Origin of the sequence: Epibacterium sp. Ofav1-8, assembly GCF_022348185.1 — a bacterium.
In the GTDB taxonomy this organism is placed as follows: domain Bacteria; phylum Pseudomonadota; class Alphaproteobacteria; order Rhodobacterales; family Rhodobacteraceae; genus Epibacterium.
Genome location: NZ_JAKRFD010000005.1, coordinates 64,985 through 79,914, shown reverse-complemented (window position 1 = coordinate 79,914; position 14,930 = coordinate 64,985). Strand labels below are relative to the sequence as shown.

Annotated in this window: 14 protein-coding genes; 8 read left to right on the top strand and 6 right to left on the bottom strand. The window is 61.9% G+C overall.

The features are described 5' to 3' along the window. Window positions 1-38: 38 nt before the first annotated feature. Together MHM97_RS09545 and dapE are read right to left on the bottom strand one after the other, a co-directional pair. Window positions 39-461 (bottom strand): GNAT family N-acetyltransferase, encoded by a 423-nt coding sequence (locus MHM97_RS09545; protein WP_239322136.1) that lies wholly within the window; start codon window positions 459-461, stop codon window positions 39-41. Next, window positions 458-1,603, bottom strand: a complete 1,146-nt coding sequence (gene dapE, locus MHM97_RS09540) for a succinyl-diaminopimelate desuccinylase (RefSeq protein ID WP_239322135.1) — start codon at window positions 1,601-1,603, stop codon at window positions 458-460. The genes MHM97_RS09545 and dapE overlap by 4 nt, the downstream gene beginning before the upstream one ends. A 473-nt stretch (window positions 1,604-2,076) precedes the next feature. Here dapE and MHM97_RS09535 point away from each other — a divergent pair, with 473 nt between their 5' ends. Both MHM97_RS09535 and MHM97_RS09530 read left to right on the top strand, forming a co-directional pair. Further along, window positions 2,077-3,174 carry a Hint domain-containing protein gene (locus MHM97_RS09535; RefSeq protein ID WP_239322134.1) on the top strand — a complete coding sequence of 366 codons (1,098 nt, stop codon included), beginning with the start codon at window positions 2,077-2,079 and terminating at the stop codon, window positions 3,172-3,174. A gap of 70 nt (window positions 3,175-3,244) precedes the next feature. Further along, window positions 3,245-4,312 (top strand): transporter substrate-binding domain-containing protein, encoded by a 1,068-nt coding sequence (locus MHM97_RS09530; RefSeq protein WP_239322133.1) that lies wholly within the window; start codon window positions 3,245-3,247, stop codon window positions 4,310-4,312. 42 nt (window positions 4,313-4,354) lie between these two features. Here MHM97_RS09530 and MHM97_RS09525 read toward each other — a convergent pair whose 3' ends face one another. Beyond that, window positions 4,355-4,720, bottom strand: coding sequence for a hypothetical protein (locus MHM97_RS09525; RefSeq protein WP_239322132.1), 366 nt, complete (start codon window positions 4,718-4,720; stop codon window positions 4,355-4,357). A gap of 164 nt (window positions 4,721-4,884) precedes the next feature. Here MHM97_RS09525 and MHM97_RS09520 point away from each other — a divergent pair, with 164 nt between their 5' ends. After that, window positions 4,885-6,465 carry a choice-of-anchor L domain-containing protein gene (locus MHM97_RS09520; protein ID WP_239322131.1) on the top strand — a complete coding sequence of 527 codons (1,581 nt, stop codon included), beginning with the start codon at window positions 4,885-4,887 and terminating at the stop codon, window positions 6,463-6,465. Here the strand turns inward: MHM97_RS09520 and MHM97_RS09515 are convergent. Beyond that, on the bottom strand, window positions 6,459-7,202 hold the full coding sequence (locus MHM97_RS09515) for a GntR family transcriptional regulator (protein ID WP_239322130.1): 744 nt from the start codon (window positions 7,200-7,202) through the stop codon (window positions 6,459-6,461). The two genes, MHM97_RS09520 and MHM97_RS09515, sit on opposite strands and share 7 nt — an antisense overlap. Window positions 7,203-7,239: 37 nt before the next feature. Between MHM97_RS09515 and MHM97_RS09510 the strand changes: the two genes are divergently transcribed. Beyond that, window positions 7,240-7,770, top strand: a complete 531-nt coding sequence (locus MHM97_RS09510) for a HutD/Ves family protein (protein ID WP_239322129.1) — start codon at window positions 7,240-7,242, stop codon at window positions 7,768-7,770. Here the strand turns inward: MHM97_RS09510 and MHM97_RS09505 are convergent. Continuing rightward, the gene (locus tag MHM97_RS09505) at window positions 7,745-9,109 is read right to left on the bottom strand and encodes a formimidoylglutamate deiminase (RefSeq protein WP_239322128.1); all 1,365 of its coding nucleotides are present in this window, start codon (window positions 9,107-9,109) and stop codon (window positions 7,745-7,747) included. The genes MHM97_RS09510 and MHM97_RS09505 overlap by 26 nt on opposite strands. A gap of 77 nt (window positions 9,110-9,186) precedes the next feature. Here MHM97_RS09505 and hutI point away from each other — a divergent pair, with 77 nt between their 5' ends. The 4 genes from hutI to hutU are packed head-to-tail and all read left to right on the top strand — an operon-like array spanning window position 9,187 to window position 14,376. After that, window positions 9,187-10,404 (top strand): imidazolonepropionase, encoded by a 1,218-nt coding sequence (hutI, locus tag MHM97_RS09500; RefSeq protein WP_239322127.1) that lies wholly within the window; start codon window positions 9,187-9,189, stop codon window positions 10,402-10,404. Next, the gene (hutH, locus tag MHM97_RS09495) at window positions 10,401-11,924 is read left to right on the top strand and encodes a histidine ammonia-lyase (RefSeq protein WP_239322126.1); all 1,524 of its coding nucleotides are present in this window, start codon (window positions 10,401-10,403) and stop codon (window positions 11,922-11,924) included. Before hutI ends, hutH begins: the two co-directional genes overlap by 4 nt. Beyond that, window positions 11,921-12,697 (top strand): N-formylglutamate deformylase, encoded by a 777-nt coding sequence (gene hutG / locus MHM97_RS09490; RefSeq protein WP_239322125.1) that lies wholly within the window; start codon window positions 11,921-11,923, stop codon window positions 12,695-12,697. The genes hutH and hutG overlap by 4 nt, the downstream gene beginning before the upstream one ends. Then, complete coding sequence (gene hutU, locus MHM97_RS09485; protein ID WP_239322124.1) at window positions 12,694-14,376, top strand: urocanate hydratase; 1,683 nt, start codon at window positions 12,694-12,696, stop codon at window positions 14,374-14,376. Before hutG ends, hutU begins: the two co-directional genes overlap by 4 nt. 77 nt (window positions 14,377-14,453) lie before the next feature. Here hutU and MHM97_RS09480 read toward each other — a convergent pair whose 3' ends face one another. Continuing rightward, window positions 14,454-14,849, bottom strand: a complete 396-nt coding sequence (locus MHM97_RS09480; protein WP_239322123.1) for a VOC family protein — start codon at window positions 14,847-14,849, stop codon at window positions 14,454-14,456. Window positions 14,850-14,930 lie beyond the last annotated feature (81 nt).

Sequence of the window (14,930 nt, the reverse complement as noted above, 5' to 3'; positions counted from 1 at the left end):
GGACCAACCTTTTTACCAGGTGGCACCTGCTGAGTGCCCTATAGCGGTTTTACCATATCCCGGTGATCTATACCCGCATCGAGGTAAACAGGCCCAAAGGCCTCAAAGCCAAGCTTCTCATAAAAGCCAATGGCGTGGATCTGCGCACCGAGCTTGGCCCGGGTGATCCCCTGCCGCTCTCTGGCAACGTCGACGCAAGCCTCGATCAGCCGTGCACCAAGCCCCGTACCCCGCGCGGATTTTACCACACAGACCCGCCCGATCTTGGCAATATCGCCCTGAAACACAATCCGCGCGGTTCCCACGGGTGTGCCATCCTGCGTCGCGAGAAGATGCGTGGCAGAGTCATCGAGCGTATCGCGCTCTTCCTCCGGGGGAACGCCCTGCTCTCGTACAAACACCTCGAAGCGCAGCTCCAGGCAGGTGTCGAGATCTTCCGTTTCCACGATCAACAGGCTCATGCGAAGTAATCCGTCAGAATGCGAGTGTAGATGGCCTTCAGTTGATGGATCTGGGCGACCTCAACATTTTCATCGACCTGATGCATGGTTTTGCCCACGAGACCGAACTCCACCACCGGGCAATGCGCCTTGACGAAACGCGCGTCGGATGTGCCGCCGGTGGTCGATAGTTCTGGCACTTGGTTGGTTTCGGTCTGTACAGCCTGGGCCACCAGATCGGACAGGTCACCCGGGGGTGTGATGAAGCTCTCGCCAGAGATCTTGACGTCCATGTCGACCCTGAGACCGAACTCTTCGGCCACCTTGTCCGCTTCCTCTTGCAGCCAGTTGGTGAGCGAAGCGCCGGAATGCAGGTCGTTGAAGCGGATGTTCACCGCCGCGCGGGCCTGGGCGGGGATCACATTGGTTGCAGGATTGCCGGTGTCAATGGTGACGATCGCCAGGGTGGAGGCGTCGAAATGCTCGGACCCGTCATCAAGCTGATGGCTGCCGAGGCGATCCATCAGGCGCGACAGGCCATTCAAGGGATTGTTGGCACGATGCGGATAGGCCGAATGCCCCTGCACGCCGGTTACCGTGAACCATGCGGTCATCGAGCCACGGCGGCCGATCTTGATCATCTCGCCCATGTGATTGGGGCAGGTGGGTTCACCCACGAGGCAGACGGACATCTTCTCGTCCGCCTGATCCATGTACGCGAGCAGGGCCGTGGTGCCATCCACGGCGTCGCCTTCCTCATCGCCGGTGATGGTCAGAACCACGGCGCCGTCGGGCGGTGTCTCGCGCACAAAGTCGATGGCAGCAGCAGCAAAGGCCGCAACGCCGGATTTCATGTCGGTGGTGCCCCGACCGTACATCACCCCATCGACCACGTCGGCGCCAAAGGGATCGTGGGTCCATGCGGCCTCGTCACCGACGGGAACGACATCGGTGTGGCCGTTAAAGCCGAAGGTCTTGGCATGGCCCTTGTCGCCCCAGCGGGCAAAGAGGTTGCAGACGCCTCCGCGATCCACCCGGGTGCAGGCAAAGCCCGCATCACTCAGCAGTCGTTCCAGCAACACCAATGCGCCGCCCTCGACGGGTGTGACCGAAGGGCAGCGAACGAGGTCCGCGGTCAACTGGACGGGATCGGTGGCGGTCATGCGGGGTCCTCCTGAAATCATCGACAGTGACCTAGCGCGAATTGCGGAGGCGGTGCAATTGTCATCGCGCCTTGCGCGGACCTGTGGCCGAAATGCTCGGGCAGTCGCATCGTGGGCAATCGTGCCCTGACAGGGCGCGCCGCGCGTGCTAGGATGGAGGGAATAACAGACCGAGGCATGGAACGGGACGGCGACAAGATCGCCCGGACGTGCGACGAGCAGGACTACCAAAGCGAACAGAGGCGGACCGTTGGATCACCTGATTCACCGAACCCGATTGTCGCGCTGTGTCATCCTTCTGCGTCGCGTGGCGTCCCTGACCGGGAACATCGGGACTGAAACTGAGGGACGCCCCGGGCACCAATAAGGCCGACGCATGCGCCACCCGCCCGGGGCACGACATAGATGCGCTGCGAGGTGTGGATGGCAGGATACAGACGGCACGATGTTGGTGCTCCGACTTGGGGGCATGCATGAGCTGGCTGGGCCTGTGGCACAATCAAGCGCAGGTGTTTGATCCTGCCGGATTGACACCCGAAGGTGCGCAGCACTGTCTGCTGTTGCGTGAACCGAACGCGCTGCTGGCGACCGGCGCGCTGGTGCTGGAGATCAGCCTGCCGGAACTGCGCAAACCCGAACCGCTGGTCCTGTTCGAACGCGGCGGCGATTGGCCGGTGCGCTTCCAGGTCTCGGCGGTGCCTGGCGGCGGCATCAATCTGGTGCTGGAGCAATATGGCGCCGTGCTGCACAAAACCATGAACCCGACCAGACGGGGCCGCACCGATCAGGTGCGGCTGACCTACAGTTGGGATGCGCCAGCCTTTCGCGGTCAGCTGGCGCTGGAACATCTCGACGGTGGGCGGGCTGACATCATGCCGATCGACGCCCCGCGCCCGTGGCGGCTGGAGGATCTCCGGGCCCTGATGAGCGGCACGCCACAGTGCTACATTGCCCCTGATGTCGACTATATCGCGCTGTCAGATTGCCAGGAGCCGGTTGGCCCGATGCCGGGCCTGACGCCGGAGACGCCGCTGGCGACAGACACCGGGATGCGTCCGGTCCGGGATCTGCGACGGGGCGATCTGCTGCGCTGCGCCAGCGGTGCGCTGGTGCCGGTGCTGCATGTGATCCGCCGGCAGGTGCCTGCGCTGGGCAGCTTTCATCCCGTGCGGGTGCGGTCGCCCTATTTTGGTTTGACGCAGGACATTGTGGTCGCGCCGTTCCAGCGCATGGTGCTGACGGGGTCAGATGTGGACTACCTGTTCGGCTGCGAGGCGGTGCTGGCGCCGGCCGAGACCCTGGCGGGCACGCGCACGGCGCATCCCGAGCCCGCCGCCGGTGCTTTGGCAACCTATATGCAGGTCATCTTGCCGGGGCATGAGGTGCCGATGGCGGCGGGACTGGGGATCGAAAGCCTGTTCCTCGGCCGGATTCGCCGTGATCGACCAGCACTCGCCGCGAGCCTCCTTGCGGATCTGGATCGCAACAGCCTGCCGGAACATGCCCACCCGCGATATCCCGTGGTGCGCGCGTTTGATGCCGCAGTTCTGGCCGAACAGCGTACCGCCTGAGCGCTGGGGCTTGAGAATCACGGCGCAGCCCTTCTAAGGCAGGTCGGACATTGGATTCGAGACCTAGATCATGACCCTGCGTTCCCTTTGGTTCTGCCTGATAACAGTTCTGATGAGCCTGCCCGCGCTTCCGCTGCGTGCGCAGGAGCAGGTTGTTGTCAACACAATCACGCGCCCGCCGTTCTCGATGCAGGTCGGAGGGCAGGACGTCGGCTTCACCATGGACCTGATGCGAGAGGTCGCGCGGCGCCTGACCTGGGATATCAAAATCAACCGTGTCGACAGTTTTGTGCAGATGCTCGAAGAGGTCGAGCGCGGCGAGGCGGACATGGCGGCGGCCAATATCTCGATCACGGCGGGGCGCGAAGCGGTCATGGACTTCAGCCAGCCCATCTTTGAGAGCGGCCTGCAAATCATGCTGCACGAGGATGACATATCAGAGCCGAGCCTGATTGCGGCGCTGTTGTCCTGGGACCTGTTTGCCGCCATCGGCATCGCCTTTGTGATCCTGCTGGTCGGGGGCATGCTGATGTGGGTTTTCGAACGCCGCGCGCAGCCCTACTTTGATCGCCCCTTGAAAGAGGCATGGTTCCCGTCGTTCTGGTGGGCGCTCAACTTGGTTGTGAATGGCGGCTTTGAAGAACGGGTTCCGCGCAGTTTCCTCGGCCGCATCTTTGGCGTGCTGCTGGTGTTGTCCTCGCTGTTCGTGGTCTCCGTTTTCGTGGCCAAGATCACGGCCGCAATGACGGTCGAAGCGATCAACGGATCGGTCAATTCCGTCAACGATCTCTATGGCAAACGCGTCGGGACCATCCAGGGGTCGACCGCAGCGGGCTTTCTGGACCGGCGTGAAATCGACTATGTCGCCTTTCCGGGTCTGGGCGAGCTGCTAAAGGATTTCGAGGCCGGCGAGACCCGCATCGTCGTGTTCGATTCGCCCGTTCTGAACCACTATGTAAAGACCGATGGTGCGGGGATCGGGCATGTGATGGGGCGCAAGTTTCTGACCGAATACTACGGTATCATCTTCCCGCAGGGATCAGACCGGGTCGAGGCGGCCAATCGGGCGCTTTTGTCCATGCAGGAAGACGGCACCTACGAAACGCTCTATCGCAAGTGGTTTGGCAGCCGGTCCTGAGCGCTCAGCAGTACTGGTCCGTCACCGCAGCCGCCCTGAACTTCAGTGCAAGGCGTCCGTGTCGCTGTCGTGCTGCAGTTCGTCCCCAAAAAACGGGGTCATCTGCGCGACGATCACCGCGTTTTCATCCAGCGCGCGCTGCATCAGATCGCGTTCTTCGTCCGCAATCTCGTGGCCCTCGGCTTCACGCTCGGCGAGCGTGCCGTAGCCGGTCACATCCAGCGGGGCGGTATCCGCCTGTTTCAGGATGGCGACGGTTTCGCGCACGGCTTCTGCCTCGTCGACGCCCGACGCATACACCATGAGCGCCGCGCCGGTTGCCCCGTCGGGCAGGCCATCGCCGTCTTTGCGGCCAATCTGGACGAGCAGCGTGTAGACCTGCTGGCGGGAGGGTTTTTTCTGGGTCATGGGCTTGCATTAGCTGGGCCAAGCGGGGAAGGTCAAACCAATTTGCATACAATTGCGCCCAATTCCTGCCCCGGTTTGACCATATTTGAAGCGCATCTAAAGGGCGCGTATGGGGAACCGCGTTTATAATCCTCGGTGTTGCGACCAATCTTGGTGATCATATTATGGCGACTGCTCAAGAACTGCCCGTAAATACAAATGCCTCAGCCGAGGAAATGGCCGAGGCAATGTTCGGCAATGGAATTTCCATTGAATCGGCCAGCTACACCGGCGCTGGCGGGGCCTCCGGTATCTATAGCGATGGCGATACGGTGGCTCCGGATGTGACGCCTTCGGACAGCGGTGTCATCCTGTCGACCGGCAACGCGACCGATTTCACCAACAATTCGGGCACGACCAACACCAACACAACTGCAAGCACAACAACCCAGCATGGCACCGCAGGCGATTCGGATCTGGACGCGATCGCGGGCGGCACCACCTATGACGCGGCAGTGTTCGAGGCGGATTTTGTTCCCGAAGGTTCAACCCTGTCGATGCAGTTTGTGTTCTCTTCAGAGGAATACCTGGAATATGTCGGCTCCGGGTTCAACGATGCCGTTTCGGTCTGGGTCAATGGTGTCGAGGCGCAGCTTGTGGTGGGCGATGGAGACATCACCATCAACAACATCAACGATGGCTCGAACGAGAACCTCTATGTCGACAACCCGGAAGACGAGGACAATTACAACACCGAGATGGACGGCTTCACGGTCACGTTGAAGCTGACGGCCCCCGTCAATCCCGGTGAGGTCAATTCGATCAAGATCGCGATCGCCGATACCGGGGATGCGAGCTATGACTCCAACCTCCTGATCGCTGGCGATTCGATCCAGACCGCGCTGATCGCGGGCGATGACGATGTGTCATTGCAGGAAGGCACCACCACGACGCTGGATGTGCTGGCCAATGATGAGCAGGTCGACGGCACCCAGCTTACCATCACCCACATCAACAACCAGCCCGTGACCGCCGGCAGTTCGGTGACCCTCGCCAATGGCGAGATCGTCACGCTCAACGAAGATGGCACCTTTGACATCACCGGTCAGGATGACGTCGATGATGACGAGACCACGGTCTTTACCTACACGGTCGAAGACGATGACGGGAACTCCGATGTCGCGTTTGTCAATCTGACCACCACCCCGTGCTTTGTGGCGGGCACCCTGATCGAAACCACGCAGGGACCGGTCGCCGTCGAGGCGCTCGAAGTGGGTATGATGGTGCAGACGCGCGATCACGGGGCGCAGCCGATCCGCTGGATCGGGCGCAGTGAGCGGACTGCCTCCGGCAAGGATGCGCCGGTGCGGATCGCCGCCAATGCGCTGGGGCAGCACGATGAGATCGAGCTTTCCCCCAGTCACCGGGTGCTGCTGTGTTCGGCCACGGCCGAGGTCCTGTTTGGTCAGGACGAGGTGCTCGTGCCTGCACATCACATGATCAACGACACAACCATCCGCCGGCGCGCGGATGGGCAGGCCGTGACCTACTTCCACCTGTTGTTCGAGAATCACGAAATTATTCGTGGCAACGGGTTGGAGAGCGAGAGCTACCATCCCGGGGCAGCCAGCCTAAAAGGTCTGGACGCCGATACGCGGGCGGAATTCTTTGATCTCATGGGCGACAGCTGGCGCAGCTACAAGAATATGGCGCGCCCGACCCTGAAATCATACGAATCCCAGGTGCTTCTGGGCGATCTTCAGTAACGGCTGCGCATGCGGTAGCCGGGGTGAAAACTCATCCGGGCGAAGGTCACCGGCTGCGCCTGGAACCAGGTTGCACGCTCCATCTGGAACAAGGGCGCGCCGGGCGCACAGGACATATAGTCTGCGAGGGTGGCATCTGCGGCGCTGGCGAAAAAGCTGACCTCGGCATTGGAGAACGGCACCGCCGCCAGCAGCCATTCCCCCGGGGGTGTTTCCGAAAAATCCGCCGTTTCGCTGTCCGGGACAGCGGCGATATTGATCCAGCGATCCTCGAATTGAAACGGCTGGCCATCGGCGTAATGCATCACGTCCATGTGCAGAACGCGGGCGTCAAAGGGCAGGTCCATTTGTGAGCTGAGCCAACCCGGCGCCGTCTGCACCTTACGAGAGACCAGCGCATATCGATAGGTGGCGTTGCGCTCTTCCACAAGCCGACGGGTGGTGGCGATTTCCAGTTTGGCTTGTTTGATCGGAAGCGTCGCAACCCGCGTGCCGCTCTTGCGCTTGCGATCAATAATGCCGCGGTCTGCGAGTTCGCGCAGTGCACGGTTGACAGTGGCGCGGGCGCAGCCAAACTCTTCTGCCAGATCGGCCTCGGTCGGCAGCAGCGCGCCCTGATCCCAGACCCGGGCTTCGATCCGGCGCATGACCTCGTCACGCACATCCTGAAAGCTGGTTTTCTTCTGTTGTTGCACTTCAGGGCTCCGCGCTGAATAATAACTCTGGCTAAATGCCATTATGTCTGCCTTAAACCGCGCTTGTAAAGGAGAGCCCATGCGCTTTGACGCTGCGCAGATCGAACCGATGTCATGGAAGAACGGTGGCGGCACCACGCGAGAGCTTGCGGTGCGCGAAGGGGCGGGCGGCCTAATCTGGCGTCTGAGCCTTGCGGAGATTGCGCAAAATGGGCCGTTTTCTGCGTTTCCTGGGCTGTGGCGTGTTCATACCATCATCGCAGGCAAAGGACTGTGTTTGCACAGCACAGACGCAGAGCGAGAGGCCAAGCCATTGACGCCGCTGGAGTTTGACGGAGGTTTGGCATTGGAGGCGCAGTTGATTGATGGCCCGTGCCGCGCCGTGAACGTGATCTTTGACCCACGGTACGTGCAGGTGAAGGCTCAGGTGCATCAAGGGGATTTTGCTGGGCAGGCGGGTGATCTGGTCTTTGTGATCGACGGCGCGCTTCACCTTGGCGGGGATCATTTCGTCGCCGCGCAAGGCTGCGCGCTGGAGGCACCGGCCCAAGGTGTAGTCGAGGGCACGGTGCTGCATGTTCAGATCAAAGCTTTGCGAGAAGCGATGTGATTGCCGTGCGGTAGGTTTTGACGATGGCGTCACGGGCGATGTGGCGCCCTTCTTGCACCATGTGACGACCGGCCGCCCAGACATCGGTGACGGTCTGGTCGTCAGCCGCAAAACACAATCCATCCAGAATTTGCGCCTCTGGCAAGCCAAACAGGGCGGGATGGTTGCGGTCAATCGCAACGAGATCCGCAAGCGCGCCAACCTCCAGCCGTCCGGCGCTCCGGCCAAGCGCCTGTGCCCCACCCTTGGCCGCGCCCAGATAGAGCGTTTCACCGACGGAGCCTTCATGGGGAACCAGCACGTTGCGCGCCAGATCGCGGAGGCGTTGCGAGTATTCAAGCGTGCGCAACTCTTCGACCAATGAGATCCGCACGTTGGAATCGGAGCCAACGCCAAAGCGCCCGGCCTCTGCCAGAAACTCCGGTCCATTGAAGGGGCCATCGCCGAGGTTTGCCTCTGTCACGGGGCAGAGGCCCGCCACGGCGTCGGATCTTGCCATGCGCCGGGTTTCCTCGTCCGTCATATGCGTGGCATGGATCAGGCACCATTGGTCATTTACTGGTGCATTCGCGAGCAGCCATTCCACTGGACGTGCGCCGAGCCATGCTTTGATCTCGGCCACCTCACGCGGTTGTTCGGCGATGTGGATGTGGATGGGGTTTTCGGCGGCGACCGGCAACACCGCGGCAAGATCCTCGGGGCAGGTGGCCCGCAAGGAATGCGGCGCGATACCGACGCGCGTGTCGCCCCCGAGCTCTTGCGCCGCACCGCGGGCCTCGGTGACAAGACGCGAGAAACGCTCAACATCATTGCCAAACCGCAGCTGCCCGCCCGCAAGTGGCTGTTTTTCCGCACCGCCGTAGGTGTAGAGAACGGGCAGATGTGTGAGGCCGATGCCGGTTTGTTGAGCGCCCGCCATCACCCGCTGGCTGAGTTCGGTGAGGCTCTCATAGGGGGTACCGCCGGGCTGATGATGGACATAGTGGAATTCACCGACAGAAGCATAGCCAGCCTCCAGCATCTCCATGAAGGTCAGCGCCGCCACGGCTTCGTATTGTTTAGGCGTGAGGTGGTCGAGGAAGCGATACATCAGCTCTCGCCATGTCCAGAAACTGTCCTGCCCACCCGCGCGATACTCCGTGCGGCCAGCCATGGCGCGCTGAAAGCTATGAGAATGCAGGTTCGCAAGCGCCGGCAGCAAGACATCGACGCGCGTATCGCCGGGTGCGGCGGTGGCGGCGCTCTCAATACGTGTGATGCTGCCGCCTTCAACGGTCAGGCGGACATCCTGAACCCAGCCCTCGGGCAGGCAGGCGGTTGCGGCAAAAATTGTCTGCATCTGGCCCTCTTATGTATAGACATAATGAGAATAAGCGCATACCGTTTGTGGAGCAAGAGGATTCTGAGGGGGGCGAGATGCGCGACAAATACGTGTTGAGTGGAGCCAAGCTGGCAACGATGGAGCCGGGCGCGCCATATGGGATGATCGAAGCGGGAGCCGTCGCCATTGATCGCGCTGAAATCGTCTGGTGCGGCCCTGAAGCCTCCCTTCCGGCGGAGTACAAAACTTGGCCGCATGAGGATCTGGGCGGACGGCTGGTGACGCCGGGGCTGATCGATTGCCATACGCATATTGTCTTTGGCGGTGATCGCGCGGGCGAGTTTGAGATGCGCCTCAATGGGGCGAGCTATGAAGAGGTCGCAAAGGCGGGTGGCGGTATCGTATCCACGGTGACGGCGACCCGGTCGGCGGATCTGGAAGCGCTTGTCGCTGGTGCGCTGCCCCGTCTGGATGCGCTGCTTGCTGAGGGGGTGACCTCGGTCGAGGTAAAATCCGGCTATGGGCTGGATCGCGACACCGAACTTAACATGCTGCGCGCGGCGCGCCGTTTGGGCGAACTGCGGGATGTAACGGTCAAGACCACGTTCCTCGGCGCGCATGCGGTCCCGGCGGAATATGCGGGCCGTGCGGATGAATATCTGGATGAGGTCTGCCTGCCGACCTTGCGGGCTGCATATGCCGAGGGACTGGTGGATGCGGTGGATGGCTTTTGCGAGGGCATCGCCTTTTCTGCCGAACAGATCGCGCGTGTCTTTGATGTTGCAGCCGAGCTGGGCCTGCCGGTGAAGCTCCACGCTGAGCAGCTGTCCCATCAAGGGGGCAGCAAGCTGGCGGCAGAACGCGGCGCCTTGTCCGTCGATCACGTGGAATACGCGACCGAGGAAGACGCCCGCGCGATGGCGGTCTCCGGGTCTGTTGCCGTGCTCTTGCCCGGTGCTTTCTACACGATCCGGGAAACGCAATTGCCACCGATGGAGCATTTCCGCACCCATGGCGTGCCCATGGCTTTGGCGACCGATTGTAACCCCGGCTCCTCACCGCTGACTTCGTTGCTCCTGACGCTCAACATGGGCTGCACCCTGTTCCGGCTGACACCCGAAGAGGCATTGGCCGGGGTAACGACTCATGCGGCTCGCGCGCTGGGCCTCTCGGATCGGGGACGTATCGCGCCCGGTCTGCGCGCAGATCTTGTGGTCTGGGACGTCGCCCGCCCGGCAGAACTGGCCTATCGCATTGGATTTAACCCGCTGCATGCCCGCGTCATGGGCGGCAAACTGGAGGTTCGCACATGATCGAGATGATCCCCGGCACCGTAACCCTCTCCACGTTGGAGCAGATCTGGCGCAATGGCACCCCCGCACGTCTGGCACCCTCTGCCCGCGCAGGTGTCGAAGCGGCAGCCGCGATGGTGGCCGAGGCCGCCGCAGGTGAGGCGCCTGTCTATGGCATCAACACCGGATTTGGCAAACTGGCCTCGACCAAGATCGCATCCGAAGATACCGCAACACTTCAGCGAAACCTGATCCTCAGCCATTCCTGCGGCGTCGGTGAGCCATTGGCCGAAGACAAAGTGCGGCTGATGATGGTGTTGAAGCTCTTGTCGCTTGGACGCGGTGCCTCGGGTGTGCGCTGGTTGGTGATCAATCAAATCGAGGAGATGCTGGCGCGTGGGGTGACCCCGGTCGTGCCGTCGCAAGGATCTGTCGGCGCATCGGGCGACCTTGCTCCGCTGGCACATATGACAGCGGCGATGATTGGTGAGGGTGAGGCGACGTTTGAAGGCGAGCGCCTGTCCGGAGCCGAAGCGCTGAAACGCGCGGGGCTGCAGCCTATCGTATTGGGGCCGAAAGAAGGCCTCGGCCTGATCAACGGAACGCAGTTCTCGACCGCTTGCGCGCTGGCTGGGCTGTTTCAGGCGTTGGATCTGGCGCGGGCATCCATGGCAATTGCGTCTTTGACGACCGATGCGATCATGGGCTCCACCGCACCGCTGGTGGCCGACATCCACACGCTGCGTGGTCATGCGGGGCAGATCGATGTGGCGCAGGTGATGCGCGACATCATGGACGGGTCGGAAATTCGGGAAAGCCACCGTGAGGGCGACACCCGCGTCCAAGATCCCTATTGCATCCGCTGCCAGCCGCAGGTGGTGGGCGCGGCACTTGACGTGCTGCGCATGGCCGCGCGCACGCTGGAGATTGAGGCCAACGCAGTGACCGATAACCCGCTGGTGCTGGTCGAGGCTGGTCGGATTGTTTCGGGCGGCAATTTCCACGCCGAATATGTGGGTTTTGCCGCCGATCAGATCGCGCTCGCCGTGGCCGAGATCGGCGCGATCGCGCAGCGCCGGGTCGCCTTGATGGTCGATCCGACCCTGAGCCACGACCTGCCGCCCTTCCTGACGCCCAACCCCGGCCTGAACTCCGGTTTCATGATCGCCGAGGTCACCACCGCGGCGCTGATGAGCGAGAACAAGCATCTGGCAAACCCCTGCGTGACCGATTCCACGCCGACCTCTGCCAACCAGGAAGATCACGTATCGATGGCGGCCCATGGCGCGCTGCGTCTGGCGAAGATGACAGCGAATCTTTCGGTGATCCTTGGGGTGGAAATGCTCTGCGCCGCGCAGGGTGTGGAGGCGCGCGCGCCGCTCAAAACCTCCACCCGCTTGCAGGATTTGCTGACCATGCTGCGCGGTGAAATCCCCAGCCTGGGCGAAGACCGCTACCTCGCGCCTGAGATCGAAGCCGCCAGCGCCATGGTGCGCGCCGGTCGCGTGGCTCAGGCCGCAGGCGTGGAGGTCGCGGTATGATCGAGGTCACGCAAGGTTCCTCGCCGCTGGTCCTTGGCCTGCCGCATACGGGGACCGAGGTGCCTGTAGAGGTTGCCAAGGATCTGAACGAACGTGGTCTTGGTCTTGCCGATACGGATTGGCATATTCACGATCTTTATGCGGATCTGGTGGAGGGTGTGACCACCGTGCGCACCCCCATTCATCGCTATGTGATCGACGTGAACCGTGATCCCGCAGGCGTCAGCCTCTATCCCGGACAGAACACCACCACGCTGGTGCCGCTGACAGACTTTGATGGCAATCCGATCTGGACCCGTGAGCCGGATGAGGCGGAAATCGCCCGCCGCCGCGAGACCTATCACGCGCCCTATCATGCCGCGCTCACGGCAGAGATGGAGCGGGTGGCAGGCATCCACGGCTTTGCCATTCTGTATGATTGCCACTCGATCCGGGGTGACATTCCCTTCCTGTTTGATGGCCGCCTGCCGGATTTCAACGTCGGCACCAACCTCGGCACCACCTGCGCGCGCGATCTTGAAGTGATGGTCTTTAATCACTGTCAGCGTGCGGAAGGGTATTCTTCTGTGCTGAACGGTCGTTTCAAGGGGGGCTGGACCACGCGTCACTATGGCCGTCCCAATGAGGGCTGGCACGCGATCCAGATGGAACTCGCCCAAGCCACCTATTGCGACGAGACCCCGCCTTGGAGCTATGCCCCCGCACGCGCCGACCGGCTGCGCACACATCTGACCCAAATTCTCACCGATCTGACTGAATGGAGGCCCGCATGAACGATCCCCGCAAGAACACCCGCGACATCTATCCGGCCACTGGCACCGAGATCACCGCAAAGTCCTGGCTGACCGAGGCACCAATCCGGATGCTGATGAACAACCTGCACCCCGATGTGGCTGAAAACCCGCATGAATTGGTGGTCTACGGCGGCATCGGCCGCGCCGCGCGCACCTGGAAGGATTTCGACCTGATCGTCGAAACGCTGAAGAATCTGGATGAAGATCAGACCCTGATGGTGCAGTCGGGTAAACCTGTTGGCGTTTTCCAGACCCACAAGGACGCGCCCCGTGTGTTGATTGCAAACTCCAATCTGGTGCCGCATTGGGCCAATTGGGATCACTTCAATGAGCTCGATAAAAAAGGCCTGATGATGTACGGCCAGATGACCGCCGGGTCCTGGATCTACATCGGCACCCAAGGCATCGTGCAGGGCACCTATGAGACATTTGCCGAGGCGGGTCGTCAGCACTATGGGGGTGATCTCACGGGCAAATGGATTCTGACCGGCGGCCTCGGCGGTATGGGCGGCGCGCAGCCGCTGGCGGCTGTTTTTGCGGGTGCCTGCTGTCTGGCGGTGGAGTGTAACCCCGACTCGATCGATTTCCGCCTGCGGACCAAATACCTCGACGAAAAGGCCGAGACGCTGGACGAGGCGCTGGAGATGATCGACCGCTGGACCAAGGCGGGCGAGGCGAAATCCGTGGGCCTCTTGGGCAATGCGGCGGATGTCTTTGCCGAACTGGTGGAGCGCGCCAAAGCGGGCGGCATGCGCCCCGATATCGTCACCGACCAGACCTCCGCGCATGACCCGGTCAATGGCTACCTGCCGCAGGGCTGGACCATGGCACAGTGGAAAGAGAAGCGCGAGACCGACAAGAAGGCAGTCGAGAAAGCCGCGCGTGCCTCGATGCGGGTGCAGGTTGAGGCGATGGTGGCGTTCCACGATATGGGCGTCCCCACGGTCGATTACGGCAACAACATCCGCCAGATGGCGCTGGAAGAGGGCTTTGAGAACGCCTTTGCCTTCCCCGGTTTTGTGCCCGCCTATATCCGCCCGCTGTTCTGCCAGGGTATCGGCCCGTTCCGCTGGTGTGCGCTGTCGGGTGATCCCGAGGACATCAAGAAGACCGACGCCAAGATGAAGGAGCTGTTCCCCGAGAACGAGCACCTGCATCGCTGGCTCGACATGGCAGATGAGCGGATCGCCTTTCAGGGCCTGCCCGCGCGGATCTGCTGGATTGGTCTGGGCGACCGCCACAAGGCAGGCCTCGCGTTCAACGAGATGGTGCGCAATGGCGAGTTGTCCGCACCGGTTGTGATCGGCCGCGACCACCTCGACTCTGGTTCCGTGGCATCGCCGAACCGTGAGACCGAGGCGATGATGGATGGCTCTGACGCGGTGTCGGATTGGCCGCTGTTGAACGCACTGCTGAACACCGCATCGGGTGCGACATGGGTGTCGCTGCACCACGGCGGCGGCGTCGGCATGGGCTTTTCGCAGCATTCCGGCGTGGTGATCTGCTGTGATGGGACCGAGGACGCAGATCGTCGCATCGGTCGCGTTCTGTGGAACGATCCGGCCACTGGTGTCATGCGGCATGCGGATGCGGGATATGACATCGCAAAGGATTGTGCCAAGGAACATGGCCTGAACCTGCCCGGCATCCTTGGCTGACCGTGCGGGCCCACATTACTTGAGAGAGCCTTGACCCAAGGCTCTCTTTGCCGCGAAGCCACGCCTTTCCTTGTTACTCAGGCGGGGCTGGTTGCCTGCGTCGCCACCCACCAGGTGGTGCCGCTCGGGCCCTTGATGCCGCCGCGTATGTCGTCGTTCGGGCGTTTGCGAATGGGTTCCTGCACGACGGTTCCCCCAGCGGCAACAGCGCGATCAAACGTCGCCTGCGCATTGGGCACGTACAGGTGGATATGCGCCTCGTTCTCACTCGCTTCGGGCAAGCCACCGATCATGAGTACGCTGTCGTCGAGGCGAATTTCGGCGTGCATCAGGCTTCCGTCGTCACGATCTAGCCGGCGCAACACAACCGCGCCGAAGGCCGTTTCCAAGAAGGCGATCGTCCCTTCGGCATCGTGACACACCAGATAGGGGCTCAGAGAAGGGTAACCGTCTGGTTTCCAGGATGCTGGCATTGGGGCAACTCCTTCTACATCTCACATCCGGGCGGACTCTGACCGTCCATACAATAATCTATCGCAACTTTTCAAATGTTC

Coding starts and splice junctions, on each gene's coding strand:
- MHM97_RS09545 (WP_239322136.1), bottom strand. CDS start 461: ATGAGCCTGTTGATCGTGGAAACGGAAGATCTCGACACCTGCCTGGAG.
- dapE (WP_239322135.1), bottom strand. CDS start 1,603: ATGACCGCCACCGATCCCGTCCAGTTGACCGCGGACCTCGTTCGCTGC.
- MHM97_RS09535 (WP_239322134.1), top strand. CDS start 2,077: ATGAGCTGGCTGGGCCTGTGGCACAATCAAGCGCAGGTGTTTGATCCT.
- MHM97_RS09530 (WP_239322133.1), top strand. CDS start 3,245: ATGACCCTGCGTTCCCTTTGGTTCTGCCTGATAACAGTTCTGATGAGC.
- MHM97_RS09525 (WP_239322132.1), bottom strand. CDS start 4,720: ATGACCCAGAAAAAACCCTCCCGCCAGCAGGTCTACACGCTGCTCGTC.
- MHM97_RS09520 (WP_239322131.1), top strand. CDS start 4,885: ATGGCGACTGCTCAAGAACTGCCCGTAAATACAAATGCCTCAGCCGAG.
- MHM97_RS09515 (WP_239322130.1), bottom strand. CDS start 7,202: ATGGCATTTAGCCAGAGTTATTATTCAGCGCGGAGCCCTGAAGTGCAA.
- MHM97_RS09510 (WP_239322129.1), top strand. CDS start 7,240: ATGCGCTTTGACGCTGCGCAGATCGAACCGATGTCATGGAAGAACGGT.
- MHM97_RS09505 (WP_239322128.1), bottom strand. CDS start 9,109: ATGCAGACAATTTTTGCCGCAACCGCCTGCCTGCCCGAGGGCTGGGTT.
- hutI (WP_239322127.1), top strand. CDS start 9,187: ATGCGCGACAAATACGTGTTGAGTGGAGCCAAGCTGGCAACGATGGAG.
- hutH (WP_239322126.1), top strand. CDS start 10,401: ATGATCGAGATGATCCCCGGCACCGTAACCCTCTCCACGTTGGAGCAG.
- hutG (WP_239322125.1), top strand. CDS start 11,921: ATGATCGAGGTCACGCAAGGTTCCTCGCCGCTGGTCCTTGGCCTGCCG.
- hutU (WP_239322124.1), top strand. CDS start 12,694: ATGAACGATCCCCGCAAGAACACCCGCGACATCTATCCGGCCACTGGC.
- MHM97_RS09480 (WP_239322123.1), bottom strand. CDS start 14,849: ATGCCAGCATCCTGGAAACCAGACGGTTACCCTTCTCTGAGCCCCTAT.